We start from the raw sequence: 23,398 nt of genomic DNA, 5'->3' as shown, positions 1-23,398 counted from the left end.
GACCGGTTCCAGGCCATGGAGGAGATGCTCACCGGCGGCGAGCTGGACGTCCTCACCGGCGACTACCTCGCCGAGCTGACGATGCTCATCCTCGGCAAGGACCGCATGAAGGACCCCGGGCGCGGCTACGCCAGGACGTTCCTGCGGCAGCTGGAGGACTCGCTGGCCCTCGCCCGCGAGAAGAACGTACGCATCGTCGTCAACGCGGGCGGTCTGAACCCGGCCGGACTGGCCGCCGCCGTACGGGAGTTGAGCGGTCAGGTGGGAGTTCCCGCCGAGGTGGCGCACGTCGAGGGAGACGATGTGCTGGCGCGGGGCTCGTGGGGCGAGGGCGTGCTGACCGCCAACGCCTATCTCGGCGGCGGGGGGATCAGCGCGTGCCTGCGCGCCGGTGCCGACGTCGTGGTCACCGGCCGCGTCACGGACGCCGCGCTGGTGAGCGGCGCCGCCGCCGCCCACTTCGGGTGGTCCGGCGAGTCCGCCGGGGACAGGGACGCGCTGGCGGGAGCCGTCGTCGCGGGGCACGTGCTGGAGTGCGGGACGCAGGCGACGGGCGGCAACTACGCCTTCTTCGCGCAGGAGGGCATCGACGTGCGCCATCCCGGCTTCCCCGTCGCGGAGATCGAGGCCGACGGTACGTCCGTCATCACCAAGCACCCCGGCACCGGCGGCGCCGTGACCGTGGGAACGGTGACGGCGCAGCTGCTGTACGAGACGGCGGGCGCCCGCTACGCGGGTCCCGACGTCACCGCCCGCCTCGACACGGTGCGCCTGCGCGACGCGGGCCGGGACCGGGTGCGGATCGAGGGCGTCCGGGGGGAGGCGCCGCCGCCCGAGCTGAAGGTGGGGCTGACCCGCATGGGCGGCTGGCGCAACGAGGTGGCCTTCGTGCTGACGGGGCTCGACATCGAGGCCAAGGCGGCCCTCGTACAGGCGCAGATGGAGGACGCGCTGGAGCGCTCCGGCAGCCGTCCCGCACAGGTGACGTGGACCCTCGCGCGAACGGACCGCGAGGACCCCGCAGTTCAGGAGGAGGCGAGCGCGACGCTGCGGCTGGCCGTACGCGACCCCTCCGCCGACGCGGTGGGGCGCGCCGTCAGCGGCGCCGCGATCGAGCTGGCGCTGGCGAGCTTCCCCGGCTTCCACGTGACGGCGCCGCCCGGGAAGGGCGCGCCGTACGGAGTGTTCGAGGCCGCCTACGAGAAGGCCTCGCGCGTACCGCACGTCGCGGTGCTGCCCGACGGGAGCCGTGAGGACGTCCCTCCGCCCCGTACGACGCAGGAGCTCCGGCCGGCCGCGGAGCCGGAGTTGCCCGAGCCGCTGCCCCCGGGGCCGGTGCGCAGGGTGCCGCTGGGGACGGTCGTGGGAGCGCGCAGCGGGGACAAGGGCGGCAGCGCCAACGTGGGCCTGTGGGTGCGCAGCGAGCCGGCGTGGCGCTGGCTGGCGCACGAGATGACCGTCGACGTGTTGTGTGAACTGCTGCCGGAGACGGCCGGGTTGGCGGTCACACGTCACGTCTTCCCCGGTCTGCGGGCCGTCAACTTCGTGATCGAGGGACTGCTCGGTCAGGGAGTCGCCTCCCAGGCGCGGTTCGATCCGCAGGCCAAGGCGCTGGGGGAGTGGCTGCGTGCTCGGTATGCGGACGTGCCGGAGGAGATCTGCGAGGGGGTGGTGGGCCCGTGAGCGTGCTGGGCTCGACGCTGGACGTGCGGGGCGACGACTACGCCGCCGCCAGGGAGACGATGCTGCGGCGGCTCGGCGAGCTCGACGCCGAACTGCTCAAGTCCGTGGCGGGCGGCGGTGAGAAGTACGTCCGGCGGCACCGCGGACGCGGCAAGCTGCTCGCCCGCGAACGTGTCGAGCTGCTGGTCGACCCCGACACCCCGTTCCTGGAGCTCTCGCCGCTGGCGGGCTGGGGAAGCGACTACACGGTGGGCGCGTCCCTCGTGACCGGTATCGGCGTCGTCGAGGGCGTGGAGTGCCTGATCACGGCGAACGACCCGACGGTACGGGGCGGTGCGAGCAACCCCTGGACGCTGAAGAAGGCGCTGCGGGCCAACGAGATCGCCTACGCGAACCGGCTGCCTCTCATCAGCCTCGTGGAGTCGGGCGGTGCCGACCTGCCCAGCCAGAAGGAGATCTTCATCCCGGGGGGCGCGCTCTTCCGCGATCTCACGAGGCTCTCCGAGGCCGGAATCCCCACCGTGGCCGTGGTGTTCGGCAACTCGACGGCGGGCGGCGCGTACGTCCCCGGCATGTCCGACCACGTGATCATGGTGAAGGAGCAGTCGAAGGTCTTCCTCGGCGGGCCGCCGCTGGTGAAGATGGCGACCGGCGAGGAGTCCGGCGACGAGGAGCTGGGCGGCGCGGACATGCACACCCGCGTCTCCGGGCTCGGCGACTACTTCGCGCTGGACGAGCCGGACGCGCTGCGCCAGGCGCGGAGCGTCGTTTCCCGGCTCAACTGGCGCAAGGCGCACGGCAGTCCGGCCGCCGCGACGGTGGCGCCGCCCGAGTACGACGAGGAGGAGCTGCTCGGCGTCGTCCCCGGCGACCTGCGTACGCCGTTCGATCCGCGCGAGGTCGTGGCCCGCGTCGTCGACGGCTCCGACTTCGACGAGTTCAAGCCGCGTTACGGCACGAGCCTCGTCACGGGCTGGGCGCGGCTGCACGGCTATCCGCTGGGCATCCTCGCCAACGCCCGCGGCGTGCTCTTCAGCGAGGAGTCGCAGAAGGCGACCCAGTTCATCCAGCTCGCCAACCAGCGCGACATCCCGCTGCTTTTCCTGCACAACACCACCGGCTACATGGTGGGCAAGGAGTACGAGCAGGGCGGCATCGTCAAGCACGGCTCCATGATGATCAACGCGGTGTCCAACTCGAAGGTGCCGCACCTGTCGGTGCTGATGGGCGCCAGCTACGGCGCGGGCCACTACGGCATGTGCGGACGGGCCTACGACCCGCGGTTCCTGTTCGCGTGGCCCAGCGCCAAGTCGGCCGTCATGGGTCCGCAGCAGCTCGCCGGCGTGATGTCGATCGTCATGCGGGAGTCCGCGGCGGCGAAGGGCAAGCCGTTCGACGAAGAGGCCGACGCGGGCCTGCGGGCGATGGTGGAGCAGCAGATCGAGGCCGAGTCGCTGCCGATGTTCCTCTCGGGGCGGCTCTACGACGACGGGGTGATCGACCCGCGCGACACCCGCACCGTGCTGGGCATGTGCCTGTCCGCCATCCACACCGGGCCGGTCGAGGGCGCGCGCGGCGGCTTCGGCGTCTTCCGGATGTGAGGGGCTGTGACGGGCCGATGAGCGGCGGAGTGGAGCAGAGAATGATCACATCGGTGCTGGTCGCGAACCGGGGAGAGATCGCCCGGCGCGTCTTCCGCACATGCGCCGAGCTGGGCGTCGCCACCGTCGCCGTCCACTCGGACGCCGACGCGCACGCCCCGCACGTACGCGAGGCCGACGCGGCGGTCCGGCTGCCGGGCGACGCGCCCGCCGAGACGTATCTGCGCGGCGACCTCGTCATCGAGGCGGCGCTGGCGGCGGGTGCCGACGCCGTGCACCCGGGCTACGGATTCCTCTCCGAGAACGCCGGTTTCGCACGGGCGGTGCGGGACGCCGGACTGGTGTGGATCGGCCCGGACGCCTCGGCCATCGAGGCCATGGCGTCCAAGACCCGCGCCAAGCAGCTCATGGGCGAGGCCGGCGTACCGCTGCTGGCGCCCGTACGGCCCGAGGAGGCCACGGAGGCCGACCTGCCGCTGCTGGTGAAGGCCGCGGCGGGGGGCGGCGGACGCGGCATGCGCGTCGTGCGCGAACTCGCCGCCCTTGAGGGGGAGATCGAGGCCGCGCGTGCGGAGGCCGCGGCGGCGTTCGGCGACGGCGAGGTCTTCGTCGAGCCGTACGTGGAGCGCGGCCGCCACGTCGAGGTGCAGATCCTGGCGGACGGCCACGGGACCGTATGGGCGCTGGGCACCCGCGACTGCTCGCTGCAGCGGAGGCACCAGAAGGTCGTCGAGGAGGCCCCCGCACCCGCGTTGAGCGCGGAACTGCGCGCCGAGCTGCACGAGGCGGCCGTGCGTGCGGCGCGGGCCGTGGACTACCGGGGCGCGGGCACGGTCGAGTTCCTGGTCGCGTCCGGCGGGCCGGGCGGGACGGGCTCCGCGGGCGGCGGCCTCGGTCGCCGCGCGTACTTCCTGGAGATGAACACCCGCCTCCAGGTGGAGCATCCCGTCACCGAGTGCGTCTACGGAGTGGACCTCGTGGCGCTCCAGATCCGTGTCGCGGAAGGCGGGGCCCTCGACCCCGGAGGGCCGCCCGCGCCCCGGGGCCACGCCGTGGAGGCCAGGCTCTACGCGGAGGACCCGGCACGCGGCTGGCAGCCGCAGACGGGAACCCTGCACCGCCTGGAGGTGCCCGGCGTACGCCTCGACAGCGGCGTCGCGGACGGCGACGAGATCGGGGTGCACTACGACCCGATGCTGGCGAAGGCCGTCGCGTTCGCGCCGACACGGCGGGAGGCCGTCCGCAGGCTGGCGCACGCGCTGGAGCGCGCCCGCGTGCACGGCCCCGCCACGAACCGCGAACTCCTCGTACGGTCGCTGCGCCACCCGGACTTCGCGGACGCGGGCAGCGGCGGCGACGGCGCGGACGGACAGGCCGCGGGGCTCGACACCGGGTTCTACGACAGGCACCTGGAGGAGCTGACGCGGCCCGGGGACGCCACGGCACGCCGGCTCGCCGCCCTGGCTGCCGCGCTGGCCGACGCCGCCCGCAACCGGGCCGCCGGCACGACGGTCACCGCGCGACTCGGCGGCTGGCGCAACGTGCCCTCGCAGTCCCAGGTCAAGACGTACAGGACGGAGCCCTCGCAGGAGGAGATCGAGGTCCGCTACCGGCTCACGCGCGACGGCCTGCGCGTCGAGGACGGCCCTCACCCGGACGGCGAAACGCCTGCGGCGGAGGCCGGTTCGGGGCCCCTCTCCGGTGTGCGGCTGCGCCTCCTGGAGGCCCTTCCGGAGCGTGTCCGTCTCGAAGTCGACGGCGTGCGGCGGGAGTTCGCCGTGTCGCGGTACGGCCGTCACGGCGAGCACGTCCACGTCGACGCCCCGCCGCCGCTCGGCTCCCACGCCTTCACCGCCCTTCCCCGCCTCCGGGAGCCGGAGACCCGCAACGAGCCCGGTTCGCTGCTCGCACCGATGCCGGGGACGGTCGTACGCGTCGTCCAGGGCCTGGCCGTCGGCGACGCCGTGAAGGCGGGAGAGCCGCTGCTGTGGCTGGAGGCGATGAAGATGGAGCACAAGGTCGTCGCTCCCGCTTCCGGGACCCTCACCGCGCTGCACGCCGAGCCGGGGCGCCAGGTGGACGTCGGCGCCCTGCTCGCCGTCGTCACCGAGGACGGCCGGACCGGAGCGGAGGACGCCGCGCGGACCGGAGCGCCCGCCCGGAGCGACCAGCCCGAACCGTCAGAACCGTCCGCCCAGAGTGACCAGTCCGCTCAGAAGGAGACGTCATGACCTCAGTGAACGCGGCCCTGCTGGAGTCCGAGGAGCAGCGTGACCTGCGAGCGGCCGTCGCCGCGCTCGGCAAGCGCTACGGGCGCGAGTACTTCACGGACGTCGTGCGCGACGGCAAGCACACCGACGAGCTGTGGGCCGAGGCGGCCTCGCTGGGCTACCTCGGCGTCAACCTCCCCGAGGAGTACGGCGGCGGAGGCAGCGGGATCACCGAACTGGCCATCGTCCTGGAGGAGTTGGGCGCGGCCGGATGCCCGTTGCTGATGCTGGTCGTCTCGCCCGCGATCTGCGGGACCGTCATCGCACGCTTCGGCACCGAGGAGCAGAAGCGTGCCTGGCTCCCCGGACTCGCCGACGGCAGCCGCAAGATGGCCTTCGGCATCACCGAGCCCGACGCCGGCTCCAACTCGCACCGCATCACCACCACCGCCCGCCGCGACGGAGAGGACTGGGTGCTGACGGGCCGCAAGGTCTTCGTCTCCGGCGTGGACATCGCCGACGCGACGCTCATCGTCGGCCGCACCGAGGACGAGCGCACGGGCAAGCTCAAGCCGTGCCTGTTCATCGTCCCCCGTGACGCGGACGGCTTCACACGCAACCCCATCGAGATGGAACTGTCCGCGCCCGAGAAGCAGTTCGAGCTCGTCCTCGACGACGTCCGGCTGCCCGCCGACGCTCTGGTGGGCGGGGGCCCCTCCCACGCCGGAGGCCGCGGGGGAGAGGACGCCGGGCTGCTGCAGCTCTTCGCGGGGCTCAACCCCGAGCGCATCATGACGGCGGCGTTCGGCATCGGCATGGGCCGCTACGCCCTGGAGCGGGCCCTGGACTACGCCCGCACGCGGCAGGTGTGGAAGGAGCCGATAGGCGCCCACCAGGCCATCGCGCACCCGCTCGCCCAGGCCCACATCGACCTGGAGCTGGCCCGCCTGATGACGTCCAAGGCCGCCGCCCTGTACGACGCCGGCGACGACATGGGCGCGGGCGAGGCGGCGAACATGGCCAAGTACGCGGCGGGCGAGGCGTGCGTGAAGGCCGTCGACCAGGCGGTGCACACCCTCGGCGGCAACGGCCTCACCCGGGAGTACGGGATCGCCTCCATGATCACCGCGGCGCGGGTGGCCCGCATCGCGCCGGTCAGCCGGGAGATGATCCTCAACTTCGTCTCGCACCAGAGCCTCGGGCTGCCCAAGTCGTACTGACCGTGCGGCGGCCGGGGCGTCACGGGTACTGCCGGAAACGTGCCGATGGCAGCAGACTGTGAGGTCACTTCTGGCCATTTGTCCGGCCAGGCCGGCCTGCCGCGCCGTTCCCGACCGCCGCTCCCGGAGGACCGCATGCACTTCCGCAGTGAGTACCCCGACGTTCCTGTCGTCGACGAGCCCATCCACGACGCCGTGCTGGGAGGGAGCGCCGCAGCGCACGCCGCCCGCACCGCGCTCGTGGACGGGACCGGCGGCGGCTCGCTGACGTACGGGGAACTCGACGGCTTCAGCCGCCGGATCGCCGCGGCGCTGGCGGAGGCCGGTGTGCGCAAGGGCGACGTGGTCGCCCTGCACAGCCCCAACACCGTCCTCTTCCCGGCGGCCTTCTACGGCGCGACGCGTGCCGGGGCCGCCGTCAGCACCGTCCATCCCCTCGCGACGGCGAAGGAGCTGGCACGCCAGCTCCGCGACTCCTCCGCGCGCTGGATCGTCACCGTCTCGGCGCTGCTGGAGACGGCGCGGCAGGCTGCGGAAGAGGCCGGGGGCGTCGAGGAGATCTTCGTCTGCGACCGGGTGGAAGGCCACCGCAGCCTGCTGGACATGCGCGACAGCACGGCGGCCGAGCCGCATGTGGAGTTCGACCCGGCCGAAGACCTGGCCGCGCTGCCGTACTCCTCCGGCACCACGTCGATGCCCAAGGGCGTGATGCTCACCCACCGCAACATCGCCACCAACCTCGCGCAGATCCACCCGCTGATGCCGAGCGGCCCCGGGGACACGCTGCTGGCCGTGCTCCCGTTCTTCCACATCTACGGCCTCACCGCCCTGATGAACGCGCCGCTGCGCAACGGGGCCACGGTCGTGGTCCTGCCGCGTTTCGAGCTGGACCAGTTCCTGTCGGCGATCGAGGCGCACCGGGTGAACGCCCTCTACGTCGCGCCGCCGATCGTCCTCGCCCTCGCCAAGCACCCGGACGTCGACAAGTACGACCTGTCCTCGCTCGAGTACGTCGTCAGCGCCGCCGCCCCGCTCGACGCGGACCTGGGGGCCGCGTGCGCGCGGCGGCTGGGGCTGCCGGAGGTGAAGCAGGCGTACGGGATGACCGAGCTCTCCCCGGGGACGCACCTGGTGCCCCGGCACTCGGCGGCCGCCCCGCCCGGCACCGTCGGCAAGCTGATGCCGAGCACCGAGATGCGCGTCGTCGCCCTGGACGACCCCGGCCGCGACCTCGGCGCGGGCGAGACCGGCGAACTGCTCTTCCGCGGCCCGCAGGTCATGAAGGGCTACCTGGGCCGGACGGGGGAGACCGCCGCCATGATCGACGCCGAAGGGTGGCTGCGCACGGGCGACGTCGGACGCGTCGACGACGAGGGCTGGCTGTACGTCGTCGACCGCGTCAAGGAGCTCATCAAGTACAAGGGCTACCAGGTCGCTCCCGCCGAGCTCGAAGCCGTGCTCCTGGCCCACCCGGCGATCGCCGACGCGGCCGTCATCGGGGTGGAGGACGAGGAGGGCAACGAGGTCCCGAAGGCGTTCGTCGTCCGGCAGCAGGGGGACGAGGGCGCACGGCTGACGGAGGAGGACGTGCTGGCGTACGTGGCCGGACAGGTCTCCCCGTACAAGAAGGTGCGGCGGCTGGAGTTCATCGCGGACGTGCCGCGCGCCGTCAGCGGAAAGATCCTGCGGCGCGAGCTGCGCGCCGCGGAGGCCGGCGAGGCATGAGCCGACCGCCGGCGGGCGCCGGGCGGTCCGGCCGCGACACGAGCGAGAGGACGGGCGAGAAGTGAGGACAGCCGCCGAACAGGACGCGACCAGGGGCCCGTTGGTGCGCAGCGCGCACGCGAAGGGGATCACCACGCTGACGCTCGACTCCCCGGGCAACCGCAACGCGCTGTCCGTGGGACTCGTGAGCGAGCTGTACGCGGGACTGGAGAAGGCAGCCGAGGACGGGGGGACGCGCGCGGTCGTCCTCACCCACACCGGCAACACCTTCTGCGCGGGCGCCGACCTGCGCGAGGGCGGCCAGAGCCCGGGGGACCTCGCGGCGGTGCTGCGGACGATCGTCGAGCTGCCGAAACCGGTCGTCGCCCGCGTGGACGGCCACGTCCGGGCGGGCGGCACGGGGCTCCTGGGCGCGTGCGACATCTCCGTCGCCGGGCCCGCGTCCACCTTCGCGTTCACGGAGGCGCGGATAGGCGTCGCCCCGGCGGTCATCTCGATGCCGCTGCTGCCCCGGCTCGACGCCCGGGCCGCCTCCCGCTACTACCTCACGGGTGAGCGGTTCGACGCGGCGGAGGCCGCCCGGATCGGCCTCGTCACGCTCGCCGCCGCAGGCGACGAGGACGTCGACGACCTGCTCGCCCCCGTCCTCGACGGGCTGCGGCGCGGCTCCCCGCAGGGGCTCGCGGAGTCGAAGCGGCTGGTCACCGCGGAGGTGCTGCGGACCTTCGACAGGGACACCGATAGCCTCGCCGCACTGTCCGCGCGGCTGTTCGCATCCGAGGAGGCCCGCGAGGGCATGACCGCATTCCTCGAACGACGGGAGCCGGAATGGGTGCCGTGAACACCCGCGGCGCCGCCCCCAAGCAGGACCGCAGCCGCGCGACCCGGCAGCGGCTGCTGGAGTCGGCGGTCACCTGCCTGGCCGAACTCGGCTGGTCCGGCAGCACGGTGACGGTCGTGGCCGAGCACGCCGGGGTCTCCCGGGGCGCGGCGCAGCACCACTTCCCCACCCGCGAGGACCTGTTCACGGCGGCCGTCGAGTACGTCGCGGAGGAGCGGTCCCGGGCGCTGCGGACGCTGCCGACGCCGCCCGACACACCGGCGGCCGTGCGGCAGATCGTCGCCCTCTTCACCGGCCCGCTCTTCCGCGCCGCGCTCCAACTGTGGGTCGCCGCGTCGAACGAACCCCAGCTGGGCCCGCGCGTCACCGACCTGGAGACCCGGATCGGGCGGGAGACCCACCGCATGGCGGTCGAACTGCTGGGCGCCGACGAGTCGGCCCCCGGCGTCCGCGAGACCGTCCAGGGGCTGCTGGACATGGCGCGGGGCCTCGGCCTCGCCAACCTCCTGCGGGACGACAGCGCACGTCGTGAACGGGTCGTCGCGCAGTGGGCGCGGATCGTGCGGGACGTGCTGGGCCGGTAGGCGGCTGCCTCCGGCGTGACCGCGGGTTCCCGGACCGGACTCGGCGCTCCCTGCCGGGAGTTCGTGCAGGTGTCCCGCCGGCCTCTACGGCGCCTCTGATCCGCGCGCCTAGACTCCGGCTCATGGACGACGACCCCGAACAGGCAGGCACTGACGAGGAGTTCACCGCCCACGTCGCGCGGCGGCTCGCGGCGCTGCCCCGCGTCGAGGCCGTCGCGCTCGGAGGTTCGCGGGCCACCGGGACCCACTCGCCCGGCAGCGACTGGGACTTCGCCGTCTACTACCGGGGCGCGTTCTCCCCGGAGCATGTGCGCGACCTCGGCTGGCCGGGGGAGGTCTCCGAGATCGGGGGCTGGGGCGGAGGGGTCTTCAACGGCGGCGCCTGGCTGGAGGTGCGCGGCCGGCGGGTCGACGTCCACTACCGCGACCTGGACGAGGTGGGCCGCGTCCTCGCCGACGCGGAACGGGGACGCTTCGAAGTCGAGCGGCTGCTCTTCTACTTGGCGGGCGTCCCCACGTACGTCCTCCTCGCCGAGCTGGCGGTCAACCGCGTCCTCCACGGCGAGCTGCCGCGTCCCGGATACCCCGACGCGCTGCGGCGGTCGGCGCCGCGGCGCTGGTGGGCCGAGGCGCGGCACACCCTCGGCTATGCCCGCGGCGCCTACGCGGAGCGGGGGATGCCCACCGAGACCGCGGGCGCCGTCGCGACGGCGGCCTGCCAGGCGGCGCACGGGGTGCTGGCCGCACGTGGAGAGTGGGTCACCAACGAGAAGACACTTCTCTCACGTGCCGGACTGCGCGAAGTCGACGGGCTCCTCGGCGGGTTGACCGCCGACGCGCGGTCGCTGACGTCCGCCGTCGACGCCGCGTCGGCGCTGCTGGAGCGCGCGGCCGCCTGAGGAGCACGGACGGGGCCCGCGCCCCTCAGGCGGCGCCGGCCTCAGTGCCGCACGTCGCCGAATCCGTCGATCTCGCGGGGTTCGCGCGGCCCCGGCCCCACGTAGCGCGCCGAGGGCCGCACCAGCCGTCCCGTGCGCTTCTGCTCAAGGATGTGCGCGGACCAGCCGGCCGTGCGGGCGCAGGTGAACATGGACGTGAACATGTGCGCGGGCACCTCGGCGAAGTCGAGCACGATCGCCGCCCAGAACTCCACGTTCGTCGCCAGCACCCGGTCGGGCCGCCGGTTGTGCAGCTCCTCCAGTGCCGCCCGCTCCAGGGCCTCCGCGACCTCGTAGCGCGGCGCGTCCAGCTCCCTGGCCGTGCGACGCAGCACGCGCGCCCGTGGGTCCTCCGCGCGGTAGACGCGGTGTCCGAAGCCCATCAGCCGTTCCCCGCGGTCCAGTTGGCGCTTCACGAACGTCTCGGCGTCCCCGGTGCGTTCGATCTCCTCGATCATGCCGAGCACCCGGGACGGCGCGCCGCCGTGCAGCGGCCCGGACATCGCGCCCACCGCACCCGAGAGCGCCGCCGAGACGTCGGCGCCGGTGGAGGCGATGACGCGGGCGGTGAACGTCGAGGCGTTCATGCCGTGCTCGGCGGCCGACGTCCAGTAGGCGTCGACGGCGGCGACGTGCTTGGGGTCGGGCTCGCCCCGCCAGCGCCGCATGAAGCGCTCGACGACCGTCTCGGCCTTGTCGATCTCCCGCTGCGGCACCATCGGAACGCCCTGCCCGCGTGCCGACTGCGCGACGTACGACAGCGCCATGACGGCGGCGCGGGCGAGATCGTCGCGGGCCTCGGCCTCCCCGATGTCGAGCAGCGGCCTGAGGCCCCACACGGGGGCCAGCATCGCCAGCGCCGACTGCACGTCGACGCGGATGTCCCCGGAGTGGACGGGGATCGGGAACGGCTCGGCCGGCGGCAGCCCCGGGTCGAAGCCCCCGTCGACCAGCAGGCCCCACACGTTGCCGAACGACACGTTGCCCACGAGGTCTTCGATGTCCACACCCCGGTAGCGCAGGGAGCCGCCCTCCTTGTCGGGTTCGGCGATCTCCGTCTCGAACGCGACGACTCCCTCGAGTCCGGGTACGAAGTCGGACATCAGGCGGCTCCTCAGGGGTTCCCGACAGGCGGTGCTGCCGGCGGTTCGGCGACGCGGAAGCGGATCCGCCCCGAAGGGCGGCGCGGCTGCCGGTCCTGGACTGCTCGAAGTCGGGGCGCCGGTTCCACTGCCGCCGCGGCTCGCGGACCGTGTCGCCCCCGTGGTCATGCCCGTCCGGACGGCCGCTCACCCGGCCCTGGGCGGCCGAAGGCCGCGACCGGAGTGCGCGGCGGACGACGCGGGCACGGCAAACGATTCTCCGGGGCGCGCGTCCGGCGGGGAAGGGTGAGTTCAGGCACACGGCCCGCTCAGCCCGCCGGCGACCCCGGGCCCTCGCCAGAGCCGACGGCGCGTACGCGGCTGCGAGGCCCCGGAAGCGGTGTTGCAAGATGAGTGCGTGCCCGACGCCCACGATGACGCAGCCCGAGACACGCCGCTGACCATCCTCGACCCCGCCGCCATGCGGGCCCGCTACCGCGCCGAGGGGCTCCTGGAGGAGGAGCTCGCGCCGGAGCCGTACGGCCAGTTCACGCGCTGGTTCGCCGACGCGGTGGCGAGCGGGCTCCACGAGCCCAACGCGATGGTCCTCTCCACGGCCGACGCCCGGGGGCGGCCCAGCTCCCGCACGGTGCTGCTGAAGAAGTACGACAGCCGCGGCTTCGTCTTCTTCACCAACTACGGCTCGCGCAAGGGCCGGGAGCTGCTGGAGAACCCGTACGCTTCCCTGCTCTTCCCCTGGCACCCCATCGCCAGGCAGGTCATCGTCGCGGGCAGGGCGGAGCGCATCGGCAGGGACGAGACGGCGGCCTACTTCCGCACCCGCCCGCACGGCTCCCAGCTCGGGGCCTGGGCGAGCGAGCAGTCCTCGACCGTCGCCTCCCGGGAGGAACTCGACCGCGTCTACGCCGAGCTCGCCGCCCGCTACCCCGAGGGGGAGGACGTCCCCGCACCCCCCGGCTGGGGCGGCTACCGGCTGAGCGCCGAGTCGGTCGAGTTCTGGCAGGGACGGGAGAACCGGCTGCACGACCGGCTCCGCTACGTCCGTACCGGCGGCGGCACGGAAAGTGCGGGCGGTGAGTCCGGGGAGGGCGCGTCCTGGAGGGTCGAGCGGCTCTGCCCGTAGGCCCGCGGAAAGCGTGCGGAACGCAGACGGCCCGTGGGCTGCTCCGCTCGCCGGTGGCGAACGGCGCCGGTCGGACGAGTCCGACGAGCCCACGGGCCGGGTGACTGCTGGAGATCGGCCGGCGTGCCGGCGTCACACTGTGGCGTCGGCCTAGGCCGCAGCCACCTCACGCGTCCGGGTGTGCAACATCTACCGGATCACCTCCTTTCTCGTGTGCACCGCACGTTAGGCAGCCCCGGCGGAGGCCGCAAGCGATTTCGGGGCGGCAACGATTTGGGAGAAGTTCGCCGAACGGCGTGTGCGCTGCGTCACGCAGGAGTTGAATGATCCGTACGCGCAGCACGCGGCAGTCATTCCCGGCGCGTTCAAGTGGGGGTGCCCAGTTGTCCGCTCAATTCAAGACTCACGCCGCCTCCTCGTCCGACGGCGACGACAAGCACGGCCCGGACGACGAGCTGCTGCTGGCCGCCCTCCTCGACGGCATGGACGCCGCTCTCTGCGCGTTCGACGCCGACGGGGTCGTCACGCACTGGAACCGCGAAGCGGAGCGCATCCTCGGCTGGACGCACCAGGAGGCCGTCGGCCGCAAGGGGCTCGCGGGCTGGGCGGTCCGCGAGGCGGACGCCGAGCAGGTGGAGGCGCGGCTGCTCGGTGCCATGCACGCGCCGGGCCGGCAGGTCCACGAGTTCGCGCTGCTGAAGAAGGACGGCGGCCGGGTGCTCGTCCGCACCCAGTCGTCCGGTGTCAGCGGGGCCGACGGAAGGCCGACGGGGGTGTACTGCGCGTTCAGCGAGGTGCACGCGCAGATCGACCTGGAGCGCTCGATCGCCCTCAGCGAAGGACTCTTCGAGGAGGCGACCTGGGGCGTCGTGCTGGTCGACGCCGATCTGCGTCCCGCCGTGGTCAACGTCAGCGCCGCGAGCGCCTTCCGCGTCTCGCGCACGACGATGCTCGGGCGCCCCCTGGGAGAGCTGATCGACCACGGCGTCGAGGAGCTGGAGGGCGCGCTGCAGCACGTCCTAGCGGAGGGGCCGCCGACCACGCCGTCCGACATCTGGGTCACCCTGCGTTCAGCGCGCGGCTCCGACCGGGAGCAGGACCAGGAAGGCGGCTCCGGCGGCACGCGCCGGTGCTGGCGCAGCGGCTTCCTGCGGCTGTCGTCGCCGCTGGCCGAGGAGCCCGCCCCGCTGGGCGTGGCCTGGCTCTTCCAGGACGTCACGGAGTCCAAGCGCCTCGAACAGGAGGCGGCCCGGCTGCGCTTCCGCGACAACCAGCTCCACCGGGCGGCCCGCGCGGCCTCGGAGTGCGAGGACCCGATGGAGGCGGCGACGATCCACCTCGACTTCGCCCTTGCGGGCTTCGCCGACCATGCCCTGCTCGACCTGGTCCTCCACTCCGACGGCGCGGGCGACGGTGAGGACGGGGAGCACGGGCAGCCGGACGGCGACGCCGCCCGCGGAGCGGCCGGCGACGACAGCGCGGAAGCCGGACCGCCCCGCCTGGTGCGGGTGGCGGCCACCCCGGCCTCTGCCTCCCCTGCGCCGGACCCGGTCTCGGGCCACCAGCAGGGGCTGCCGTGCGGCATCCCCGTCAGCTACGCGGAGAACCACCCTGCGCTCCAGGCGCTCAAGCGGTGCGGGTCGGTCCGGGCGAGCGTCGGCGGCGCCGCGACCGCCCGGGCCTTCCCCGGACGGGCGGCGAAGGACGGCGGCCAGGGAGCAGGCGAGGGCGGCAGCGTGCTGGAGGGCTGGGCCGCCGCCCGCAAGTGGCCAGAGGGGACGCTGCACGGACTGTGCGCGGTGCTGCGCAGCCGGGGAAGGACGCTGGGCGTCGTCACGCTGCTGCGCGGCTCCAGCCGCCGGTCCTTCGACCGTGCCGACGCGGCGTACGCCGAGGACATCGCCGTCCGCATCGCGGCGGCGGTGGACCTGGCACAGCTGGCCCGCCGCCGGTGACAACGACCCCGGCACGCCTCACGCGGCGCGCCGGCGGGCGTCCCGGGGGCCGGGTCACTTGTAGAAGATGCGGTCCGCGTAGCGCGTCATGACGGCCTCGTTCCACGCGTGGCCCCCGTCCACGTTCCCCGAGCGCAGCATCGGCGGTTCGCCGCCCTGCGCGGCGAGCGTGCGGACAGCGGTGGCGACTACGGCCTGCATGATCGCGCTCGTCACGACAGTCGACGCCGGCGCGAAGGCCCCGGTGACGCCCTCGGCGGTCAACTCCGCGTCGCCCACGGCGATGTGGCAGTCGATCACGACGTCGCAGTGGTCCTTGAGGAACGTTCCCGACGAGTGCCGCGACGTCGTCTGCCGCGCGTACGCCACCGACGTCACGCCGACGACTTTCAGCCCCTTGGAACGGGCGTGCTCGGCCATCTCCACGGGCAGCGCGTTGCGCCCCGAGAGGGAGATGACGAAGAGCAGGTCGCCCTCCCGGACGGGACCGGCGTCGAGCACCGCTGTCGCGAGCCCGTCCACGCGCTCCAGCGCGCTTCCGAGCGTGGCGGGGCGTACGTCCACACCGACGACCCCCGGCACGGGCAGCAGGTTCATGACCGCCAGGCCGCCGGCCCGGTAGACGACGTCCTGGGCGGGGAGGGAGGAGTGGCCCGCGCCGAAGGCGAAGACCCGGCCGCCCTCCGCGACCGTGCCTGCCAGCAGGGCTCCCGCGGCGGCCATGCTCTCCGCCTCGGCGTCCGCGACCTTTCCGAGCAGTGCCGTCGCCGCGGTGAAGAAGTCCCTCGCCGGTGCCGTCGTCTCGGTCGTCTCCACAGGGTTCCTCCCCCTCGGCCCGCCCCCGTCCGGACGCGGGTGTGCGGGCCTCGACCGGCCCCCGGTAGCGTCGCGGTCACGCTGAGGTCCGAATCAGCCACTTGTCAAGTCAGCATCCTTTCCTGGGCGGGACGCTTGTCCTTCCGATGCGTCAGAATTGCGGGAGGGGTCACTGCACCGATTCGACGAGGGGCACGCATGTCCGCACTGATCGACACCACGGAGATGTATCTCCGCACCATCTTGGAGCTGGAGGAGGAAGGCGTCGTTCCCATGCGTGCCCGTATCGCCGAGCGCCTCGACCAGAGCGGTCCGACCGTGAGTCAGACGGTGGCGCGCATGGAGCGGGACGGCCTCGTCAAGGTCGCCGGTGACCGGCACCTCGAATTCACCGAAGAGGGACGGCGGTTGGCCACCCGCGTCATGCGCAAGCACAGGCTGGCCGAGTGTCTGCTGGTCGACGTGATCGGTCTCGAGTGGGAGCAGGTGCACGCCGAGGCGTGCCGCTGGGAGCACGTGATGAGCGAGGCGGTCGAGCGCCGCGTCCTCGAACTGCTCCAGCACCCCACCGAGTCCCCGTACGGGAACCCCATCCCCGGCCTGGAAGAGCTGGGGGAGGAGGCGGAGGCCGAGTCGTTCCTGGACGACGGCATGGTGAGCCTGACGGACCTGCGGACGGACGGCGACGGGGAGGGCAAGACCGTCGTGGTGCGCCGCATCGGCGAGCCCATCCAGACCGACGCGCAGCTGATGTACACGCTGCGCCGGGCCGGAGTGCAGCCGGGCGCGGTGGTGAGCGTGCACACCGGAGCGGCCGGCAGCGTGCAGATCGGCAGCAGCGGCGAGGCGGCCGAGCTGGACGCCGACATCGCCGCGCACGTGTTCGTGGCGCGGCGCTGAGAGCACGCCGGAGGCGGAGCGGCCCGGGGGCTCGGCCGTTCTCTCCGGGGCCGCGTCCGGTGCGGGCTGCGTCCGGCCGAAAGCGGAGCATCTTCCCAAAGCGCCCCGGGGGTACGAGAGTGGCGATAAGCCGGGTGCCTGCGTTCGATGCGTGACACTCTGTGTCCACGCGTGTGCGGACGGGAGGGGTGTCGTCGATGGAGTCGCCGAACCGGGAGGACCGGGCGGGACGCGAAAACGCCGCCGGGGCGGGCTCCCGGTCCGCGCGATGTGCCGCGGGGCGTGACAAGGGCCCCGGCGCCGTCGGCGACCGGGGCCCCGCCTCCCCTTATCCCCCGGGAGCGACCCGGAGCCCCGAGCTCTCAGGGTCGACCCTCCTCCCGGTCAGTGTCTCCCCGCGGCCTCGGCGATCAATCCCTGAGCGCAGTCACTCGAAAGTAGGGGTTTCTCCCAGGGTTCGGCGCGTTCGAATAGAAGTTCGATAGCGTGGCTGCGCGGACGGAAGGACTGGGGGTGCCGAAACTCATGGTGCGACGTACGGACGTGACCGGCGCGGACGGAATCCGCCTGGCCGCCTGGGAGTTCGCGGACCCGCCCAAGTGCGCCCCCGGCGGGCCGCCCCCCGCGCAGGGGCCGCGCCCCGGCGGGAGCGGCGGCGACGGCGAAGGCGCGAACGTGGCGGAGGCCCGGCACGGTGCCGGCGAGAGGGACGCCGGCAGCGGTCCGGGCAGCCCCAAGGGCGTCCTGTTATTGCACGGGCTGATGGGCCGCGCGGCGCACTGGGCGGGCACTGCGCGCTGGCTCTCCGGCCGTTACCGCGCGGTGGCGCTCGACCAGCGGGGCCACGGCCGCAGCGACAGCCCCGTCCACCTCGAAGACCCGTACGCGCGCGAGGCGTTCGTCGAGGACGCCGAGGCGGCCGTCGAGCAGCTCGGTCTCGCTCCGCTCGCCGTCGTCGGGCACTCCATGGGTGCGCTGACGGCCTGGCAGCTCGCCGCCAAGCGCCCCGACCTCGTGAGCGCGCTCGTCATCAGCGACATGAAGGCGTCGGCGCTGGGCGCGCGGTCGCAGCTGGAGTGGCGGCAGTGGTTCGACTCCTGGCCGGTGCCGTTCGCCACGCTCGCGGACGTCCGCAAGTGGTTCGGCGAGGAGGACCCCTCGCTGGAGCGTCCGGCTCCGTCGCGCGGTGACTTCTTCGCCGAGGTGATGACGGAGGGAGAGGCGGGCTGGGAGCCGGTCTTCTCCCGGAGGCAGATGCTCGCGGTGCGGGAGGCGTGGGTGCACGACGCGCACTGGGACGAACTCGCCCGGGTCGTCTGCCCCACGCTCGTCGTACGCGGTATCGACGGCGAACTCGGCCGTGCGGAGGCGCAGGAGATGGTGCGCGTCCTGCCCCGCGGCATCTACGCGGAAGTGCCCGACGCGGGCCACCTTCTGCATCTGGAGAGACCCGCCGACTGGCGGCGCGTCGTCGAACCGTTCCTGCACGCGGCACACCCGGCCGTCAGCTGACGAGGCGCGGCGTACGCCGGCGCCGGGGCCGACGGTGGCGCCGGAGGGCGAGAGGTGGCACCGGCGCGTCCCGGGCGGGCGTGAGACGTGACCGGCGGCGTGGGAGCGGGTTGCCGAGGGTGGGCGGAGGTGCCTTCAGTGCGGGCCGGCCGGGCCGCGGCGCCGCAGCCCGCCGTGGCGCACACCCTCCTGCCGAAGGGCGCACAGGCACAAGCGTGGGGGCGCAGGCGTACGAGCCCGGCGTGCACGGGTAAGTCCCACTGCGGTGCAATGAGTGGGGAAGTGCTGCATCGACTGAGTCAGGGGCATATGTCCAGGACTGATCATCGGTGTCTCTTCGGGGAGGTCCCATGGCCGCAAGGCCGCTGGTCGCTCGGCAGCCCAACCAACGGCTGCAGACCCTCATCCAGGAGGCGGGGTTCTCCAACGCGGGGCTGGCGCGGCACGTCAACCTCTGCGGGGCGGAACAGGGCCTGGATCTGCGGTACGACAAGACATCCGTCGCCCGGTGGCTGCGCGGGCAGCAGCCGCGCGGACGCACCCCCGCCGTCGTGTGCGAGGCGTTCAGCAGGCAGCTGGGCCGCACGGTCTCGCTGGACGAGATCGGCATGGCCGCGGGCGGGAATCTCGCCTCGGGCGTGGGCCTGCACTTCGCGCCGACGGTGCTGGGCGCCGTGGAGCAGGCGTGCGAACTGTGGCGCAGCGACGTCGGGCGCCGGGATTTCATGAGCGGGACGCCGGTCGCCGCCTCCGCCCTCGTCGAACCCAGCCGCGACTGGCTCATCACGCCCCCGGACGCGCGGGTGGCCCGCAGTGCGGGTCCCCGCGTGGGCATGTCCGACGTCGCGGCGCTGCGGGCGACGACCGACTCCCTCGCCGAGCTCGACCACCGCTTCGGGGGCGGCCACGTACGTCCGCTCGTCGTGCACTACCTGAACAGCGTGGTGTCCGGGCTGCTCGCGGGCTCCTGCACGGAGGCGGTGGGACGCGCCCTGTTCGGGGCGGCGGCACGTCTGACCGAACTCGCCGGGTACACGGCCGTCGACACCGGGCAGAGCGGCCTGGCGCAGCGCTACTACATCCAGGCGCTGCGCATGGCGCAGGCGGCCGGGGACCGGGCCTACGGCGGGTACGTCCTGGCCGCCGGGATGAGCCAGCTCGCCGCCTCCCTGGGCAACCCGCGTGAGGTCGCGCAGCTGGCGCGCGCCGCGCAGGAAGGCGCGCGTGGGCATGCGACCCCGCGCGTCGAGGCGCTCTTCCACGCGGCGGAGGCGCGCGGGCACGCCCTGACGGGGGACGCCGCCGAGTGCGCCAGGCTGTGCGGTGAGGCGGCGGACGCCATGGACCGCGCCGAAGCCGAAGGCGAGCCGGGCGGCGACCCGGAGTGGATCGCACACTTCGACCGGGCCTATCTGGCCGGCGAACTCGCCCATTGCCACAGCGATCTGCGCCAGCCGGACGAGACCGTCGCGCAGGTGCGGACGGCGCTGGCCGGGCACCCGGAGCACCTCGTGCGGCGCAGGTCCATCGGGCTGTTCCTGCTCGCCTCCGCGCACGTGCGGAGACGTGAGCTTGAACACGCCTGCGAGGCGGGGGCGGAGGCCGTGAACCTACTCGATTCCCTCCGTTCCGGGCGCAGTTCCCAGTACGCGGCGAACCTCCGGCGGCAACTTGCGCCTTTTGTGAAGGTGCCGGTCGTCGGAGATTTCGCGGCGCGTCTGGAACGGTCGGCGGCCGGAACGGGAGTCGCCTGAGTGCGGGTTCGTCCGTATCCGCGTCATATCTGAGGTGAAGGGTTGGTGTCGCCACTTCCACCGCGTGGTACTCCCTTCGGGCTACCCGGTAGCGTGACCCGACGATTCCGGTAGCCAGGTTGATCGAGGAGCCCCGGTGACAGCGCAGAGCGGACGCGGACAGGGCGACCAGCCCCTCTACGAGGGTGTCGTGCTGCCGGCGAACGGCGACCCGTGGACCCCCGAACAGCAGCGCCAGGTCGCCCAGTCGCAGGTCCAGCCCCCGGCGGGACAGCCGTGGGGCCAGCCCTGGGGGCCGGAGTCGCAGGCAGCGGCGTCGCAGGCGGCCGTGGCGGCGGGGGAGAACTCCGCGGCGCTGCCTCCGCCGCCCGCTCACGCGCCTCCCGAGCCGCCGTCGCCCCCGATGCCGGCGCAGTCGCCTCAGATGCCGGGCGGGCAGGCTCCTTCGATGCCCGTACCCGAGGCGCCCCCGATGCCGGCCGCGCAGGCACCGCCGATGCCCCCGGAGCAGCCGCCACTCGCGCAGCCCGGGCCGCTGCCCGTGCCCGGCGGGCAGAGCCCCGGCCCCATGCCGCAGCCGGACGTTCCGGACGCGCTGCCGCAGGTCCAGCAGTACGGGCCGGACGCCGCCGCCACCCAGCTCGTACCGCCGGTGCACGATGCGCCGGCCCAGCCCTACGCGGCCGCCGTCCAGCCGCCGCATGCCCCTGCGGGTGTCGGCGACGCCGACGCCACGCAGTACATACCGCCCGTCCCCGACGTACAGTCCGGGCATCTCCCGCCCGGCCACCTTCCGCCCGCCGGGCCGGCGGACGCGACGCAGATGCTGCCGCCCCAGACCGGTCAGGCGCCGCGTGACCCGGAGGCGACGACCATGCTCCGCTCGCCCCTGCCGCCCGAGACGGGGGGCGCGGCGGGACCACAGGGAGCCGGCGCGTACGCGGCCGCCCCGGGCGCCGGAGCGCAGCAACAGCGCACCACACCCGCCGAGTTCGACAGCCTCTTCCGCTCGGACACACCCGGCCCCTCGGGTGGCGACGGCGAACCCGGTTCGACGCAGAGCCTTCCCATCTTCGACCGGGCCGCCACGCGCCAGCGCTCCGGCGGTCCCGGCCCCACCGCCGTGCCCGGCGGTCCCGGAGCCCCGGCCGGCCCCCCGGCCGCAGCGGGACGCGCCGCACGCCGCAACGCGGAGCGCGGACCGGCCTCCAGACTCACCTCGCCCGTCGCCCTCATCGCGGCCGGCGTCGTCATCGTCGCGGCCGTGGGCATGGCGGCGGGGGCGGCGCTCAGCGGCGGGGGCGAGAAGGAGGCCAGGAGCGGTGCGCCCTCCGGCCAGGACGAGCAGAAGGCCGACGAGAAGAAGGCTCCCGCGGCTCCCGACCCGGCCGAGGCGCAGGCCCGGGAGCTGGACAAGCTCCTCGCGGACAGCAACAACAGCCGTGCCACCGTGGTGACTTCGGTCGAGAACATCAAGTCCTGCAAGAAGCTGGGCAAGGCCGCGGACGACCTGCGGGCAGCGGCCGGGCAGCGCAACGGCCTCGTCGCCCGGCTGGGCAAGCTGAAGACCGACGAACTCCCCGCGAGCGGCGAGCTGACGGCCGCACTGACGCGGGCGTGGAAGTCCTCGGCCGCCGCGGACAACCACTACGCGGCGTGGGCCGACCAGACAGCCGGCAAGAAGGGCTGCCGCAAGGGCAAGGCCCGGGTCACCGCGCACACGGGTGCCGGTACGCGTGCCAGCGGCCAGGCGACGGCCGCCAAGAAGAAGGCCGCCGGACTGTGGAACCCCACGGCCAAGAAGTACGGCCTGAAGGAACGGCAGTTCGGGCAGCTCTGACGCCCTGCGGCGAGCCCTTCCCGGCGCGGCCGCGGTCCCGTTGACGCCGCCCTGGTGCAAGGCGGTTCACGAGGCCGGGGCGGCTCCGCTCTCCAGGGTCTCCTCCACGTCCACGAAGCCCTTGTGGACGGCCACGAGCCGTCCTTCCCGCACTCGCTGGTACGTCACCTTCGCATTGACGATCCTGGGGAAGTCCCGGGCGGCGAGCATGTTGTCGTAGCCCCAGTTCAGCTCCGGGGTCAGCCCGCCCGTCGCGACGGTGTCCCCCCGGTCGAGCGCACGCCGTACCGACTCGGCCGTCGGCGCCTCGCCGCCGAGGGACTCGAGGACCTGTCGCAGCACGGTGTACGCGACCCACGTCGTCTGCACGCCGGGGTCGGAGCCGTCAACGCGGTCGTCGCCGAAGGCGTGCTCGTCGATCACCTTCCTCATCGGGGCCCAGCGCGGGTCGTCGGCCGCCGGGTACCAGCCCGTCGCGTAGGCGCCCTCCAGCGGGCTGCGGCGTCCGCCGGTGCGGTCGATCAGGGACTGCCGGACGCTGCCGAGCACGGACGCCGTCCGTATGCCCGGAACGTCCTTCCGCAGGCGCCGGAACGAGTCGAAGAAGGCGTCCGTGCGCCCGCCCAGCACCGCGGTGACGCAGGGGCCGGAACCTCCGGAGCGGGCCCGCCCCGCGTCGCCGTCCCCGGCCCCGCTTCCGTCCCCGTCCCCGGCGCCCTTCAGGGCCTGGCCCGCCTGCCGGGCGTACGCGGAGGCCCCCTCCGGCGCCCGCACGTCGGTGGCCCGGCCCGCCCCGCTGCCGGCGAGGCCCGCGTCGAGCAGCGGCGGAAGCTGGTCCCCCGCGCTGGTGTCCGGCCTCACGAGCGAGACGTGCGAGCAGTTGCCGGCAGCGAGCTGGCGGCCGTTGCCCGCGACGAGTGCGGGCAGTCCGCCGTTGACGGGATACGACAGCGGGCTGCTGAACTCCTGGTGCGCAACGCCGTACCCGCCGATGTAGGGGATGCCGGCCTGCTCCAGTGCCGACATGAAGGAGCGGCCGTGCTGGCTGTAGGAGCCGACGACCGCGACGACCTCCTCCTTCGCGGCGCGGCTCGCGCAACGGGCCGCCCGCACGGTGTCGTTGCGGTCGTTGCAGGTGAGCACCTTCAGGCGGCGGCCGTCGACGCCTCCCCGGGCGTTGACCCACCGCGCGTACGCCTGGGCCATGGCCGGCATCCCCGGCATGTCGGTGGCGCTGGTGCCCTGGGGCGCCCAGGTCATGACGGTGACGGTGTCCTCGTCCGCCGTCGCGGAGCCCGCCGTTCCGCAGCCGCTCGCCAGCAGGGCGCAGACGGCGGCGGAGGCGGCCGTGCTGAGGAGGGCGTATCGGCGCCTGGGTCTCATGCGTCGGCACGATGCCGGGCGGGAGGTAACGCACGGGCGACCGACGGCCAACCGGGAGTGACGCCGTGGTGAACAGCGGGGCCGTCCGTCGGGCGCTTTGGAGGGGAACGTATGGTCGATGACCATGCAGCAAGGATCAGCGCAGCCCGGGTGGGATTCCCCGGAGGTACCGCTCCAGGGGCCCGTTCCGCAGGCGCCCGCGGAGGCCGC

General features: G+C 73.7%; 17 protein-coding genes. 14 read left to right on the top strand and 3 right to left on the bottom strand.

Annotation, left to right across the window (positions count from 1 at the left end; translation table 11 throughout):
• Positions 1-15 precede the first annotated feature (15 nt).
• The 8 genes from IEY56_RS07620 (at position 16) to IEY56_RS07585 (ending at position 10,763) form a co-directional block, all read left to right on the top strand.
• Positions 16-1,683 (top strand): acyclic terpene utilization AtuA family protein, encoded by a 1,668-nt coding sequence (locus tag IEY56_RS07620; RefSeq protein ID WP_229711721.1) that lies wholly within the window; start codon positions 16-18, stop codon positions 1,681-1,683.
• Entirely contained in the window at positions 1,680-3,284 is a 1,605-nt protein-coding gene (locus IEY56_RS07615) for an acyl-CoA carboxylase subunit beta (RefSeq protein ID WP_189036339.1), read from the top strand. Before IEY56_RS07620 ends, IEY56_RS07615 begins: the two co-directional genes overlap by 4 nt.
• Before the next feature lie 41 nt (positions 3,285-3,325).
• Positions 3,326-5,515 (top strand): ATP-binding protein, encoded by a 2,190-nt coding sequence (locus IEY56_RS07610; protein WP_189036338.1) that lies wholly within the window; start codon positions 3,326-3,328, stop codon positions 5,513-5,515.
• Complete coding sequence (locus IEY56_RS07605) at positions 5,512-6,714, top strand: acyl-CoA dehydrogenase family protein (protein WP_189036337.1); 1,203 nt, start codon at positions 5,512-5,514, stop codon at positions 6,712-6,714. The genes IEY56_RS07610 and IEY56_RS07605 overlap by 4 nt, the downstream gene beginning before the upstream one ends.
• Positions 6,715-6,849: 135 nt before the next feature.
• A complete protein-coding gene (locus IEY56_RS07600; RefSeq protein WP_189036336.1) occupies positions 6,850-8,439 on the top strand; it encodes a 4-coumarate--CoA ligase family protein in 1,590 nt (529 codons plus the stop codon).
• Positions 8,440-8,500: 61 nt separating this feature from the next.
• On the top strand, positions 8,501-9,280 hold the full coding sequence (locus tag IEY56_RS07595; protein WP_189036335.1) for an enoyl-CoA hydratase family protein: 780 nt from the start codon (positions 8,501-8,503) through the stop codon (positions 9,278-9,280).
• Positions 9,268-9,864: a TetR/AcrR family transcriptional regulator gene (locus tag IEY56_RS07590; protein WP_189036334.1), complete on the top strand. Its 597-nt coding sequence runs from the start codon at positions 9,268-9,270 to the stop codon at positions 9,862-9,864. The genes IEY56_RS07595 and IEY56_RS07590 overlap by 13 nt, the downstream gene beginning before the upstream one ends.
• 122 nt (positions 9,865-9,986) lie before the next feature.
• Positions 9,987-10,763, top strand: coding sequence for a nucleotidyltransferase domain-containing protein (locus IEY56_RS07585; protein ID WP_189036333.1), 777 nt, complete (start codon positions 9,987-9,989; stop codon positions 10,761-10,763).
• Between the two features lie 41 nt (positions 10,764-10,804).
• Here IEY56_RS07585 and IEY56_RS07580 read toward each other — a convergent pair whose 3' ends face one another.
• A complete protein-coding gene (locus IEY56_RS07580; protein WP_189036332.1) occupies positions 10,805-11,905 on the bottom strand; it encodes a citrate synthase 2 in 1,101 nt (366 codons plus the stop codon).
• A 460-nt stretch (positions 11,906-12,365) separates the two neighbouring features.
• Between IEY56_RS07580 and pdxH the strand changes: the two genes are divergently transcribed.
• Together pdxH and IEY56_RS07570 are read left to right on the top strand one after the other, a co-directional pair.
• The gene (gene pdxH, locus IEY56_RS07575; protein WP_189036533.1) at positions 12,366-13,028 is read left to right on the top strand and encodes a pyridoxamine 5'-phosphate oxidase; all 663 of its coding nucleotides are present in this window, start codon (positions 12,366-12,368) and stop codon (positions 13,026-13,028) included.
• A 383-nt stretch (positions 13,029-13,411) separates the two neighbouring features.
• Entirely contained in the window at positions 13,412-14,983 is a 1,572-nt protein-coding gene (locus tag IEY56_RS07570) for a PAS domain-containing protein (RefSeq protein WP_229711699.1), read from the top strand.
• 54 nt (positions 14,984-15,037) lie between these two features.
• Here the strand turns inward: IEY56_RS07570 and IEY56_RS07565 are convergent, their stop codons facing one another.
• Positions 15,038-15,799, bottom strand: a complete 762-nt coding sequence (locus tag IEY56_RS07565) for an SIS domain-containing protein (RefSeq protein WP_189036330.1) — start codon at positions 15,797-15,799, stop codon at positions 15,038-15,040.
• Between the two features lie 198 nt (positions 15,800-15,997).
• On the opposite strand from IEY56_RS07565, the gene IEY56_RS07560 reads away from it, so the two are divergent.
• The 4 genes from IEY56_RS07560 (at position 15,998) to IEY56_RS07545 (ending at position 21,805) form a co-directional block, all read left to right on the top strand.
• Positions 15,998-16,699 (top strand): iron-dependent transcriptional repressor DtxR, encoded by a 702-nt coding sequence (locus IEY56_RS07560; RefSeq protein WP_189036329.1) that lies wholly within the window; start codon positions 15,998-16,000, stop codon positions 16,697-16,699.
• Between the two features lie 525 nt (positions 16,700-17,224).
• The gene (locus IEY56_RS07555) at positions 17,225-18,211 is read left to right on the top strand and encodes an alpha/beta fold hydrolase (RefSeq protein ID WP_189036532.1); all 987 of its coding nucleotides are present in this window, start codon (positions 17,225-17,227) and stop codon (positions 18,209-18,211) included.
• Positions 18,212-18,561: 350 nt separating this feature from the next.
• Positions 18,562-19,965: an NsdA family TPR-like regulatory protein gene (locus IEY56_RS07550; protein WP_189036328.1), complete on the top strand. Its 1,404-nt coding sequence runs from the start codon at positions 18,562-18,564 to the stop codon at positions 19,963-19,965.
• 136 nt (positions 19,966-20,101) lie between these two features.
• Positions 20,102-21,805, top strand: coding sequence for a hypothetical protein (locus tag IEY56_RS07545; RefSeq protein ID WP_229711727.1), 1,704 nt, complete (start codon positions 20,102-20,104; stop codon positions 21,803-21,805).
• 66 nt (positions 21,806-21,871) lie between these two features.
• On the opposite strand, the gene IEY56_RS07540 is transcribed toward IEY56_RS07545, so the two are convergent.
• A complete protein-coding gene (locus IEY56_RS07540; RefSeq protein ID WP_189036327.1) occupies positions 21,872-23,188 on the bottom strand; it encodes an ABC transporter substrate-binding protein in 1,317 nt (438 codons plus the stop codon).
• Between the last annotated feature and the right edge of the window lie 210 nt (positions 23,189-23,398).

Origin of the sequence: Streptomyces daqingensis, assembly GCF_014645895.1 — a bacterium.
In the GTDB taxonomy this organism is placed as follows: domain Bacteria; phylum Actinomycetota; class Actinomycetes; order Streptomycetales; family Streptomycetaceae; genus Streptomyces; species Streptomyces daqingensis.
The sequence above is the reverse complement of the archived record's forward strand: the minus strand, read 5'-3'. Positions and strand labels throughout refer to the sequence as shown.

What these genes read in the sequence shown, in the direction of transcription:
- pdxH (WP_189036533.1), top strand. Translation starts at nt 12,366, where the DNA reads ATGCGGGCCCGCTACCGCGCCGAGGGGCTCCTGGAGGAGGAGCTCGCG.
- IEY56_RS07560 (WP_189036329.1), top strand. Translation starts at nt 15,998, where the DNA reads ATGTCCGCACTGATCGACACCACGGAGATGTATCTCCGCACCATCTTG.
- IEY56_RS07605 (WP_189036337.1), top strand. Translation starts at nt 5,512, where the DNA reads ATGACCTCAGTGAACGCGGCCCTGCTGGAGTCCGAGGAGCAGCGTGAC.
- IEY56_RS07585 (WP_189036333.1), top strand. Translation starts at nt 9,987, where the DNA reads ATGGACGACGACCCCGAACAGGCAGGCACTGACGAGGAGTTCACCGCC.
- IEY56_RS07550 (WP_189036328.1), top strand. Translation starts at nt 18,562, where the DNA reads ATGGCCGCAAGGCCGCTGGTCGCTCGGCAGCCCAACCAACGGCTGCAG.
- IEY56_RS07580 (WP_189036332.1), bottom strand. Translation starts at nt 11,905, where the DNA reads ATGTCCGACTTCGTACCCGGACTCGAGGGAGTCGTCGCGTTCGAGACG.
- IEY56_RS07600 (WP_189036336.1), top strand. Translation starts at nt 6,850, where the DNA reads ATGCACTTCCGCAGTGAGTACCCCGACGTTCCTGTCGTCGACGAGCCC.
- IEY56_RS07590 (WP_189036334.1), top strand. Translation starts at nt 9,268, where the DNA reads ATGGGTGCCGTGAACACCCGCGGCGCCGCCCCCAAGCAGGACCGCAGC.
- IEY56_RS07610 (WP_189036338.1), top strand. Translation starts at nt 3,326, where the DNA reads ATGATCACATCGGTGCTGGTCGCGAACCGGGGAGAGATCGCCCGGCGC.
- IEY56_RS07540 (WP_189036327.1), bottom strand. Translation starts at nt 23,188, where the DNA reads ATGAGACCCAGGCGCCGATACGCCCTCCTCAGCACGGCCGCCTCCGCC.
- IEY56_RS07620 (WP_229711721.1), top strand. Translation starts at nt 16, where the DNA reads ATGGAGGAGATGCTCACCGGCGGCGAGCTGGACGTCCTCACCGGCGAC.
- IEY56_RS07555 (WP_189036532.1), top strand. Translation starts at nt 17,225, where the DNA reads ATGGTGCGACGTACGGACGTGACCGGCGCGGACGGAATCCGCCTGGCC.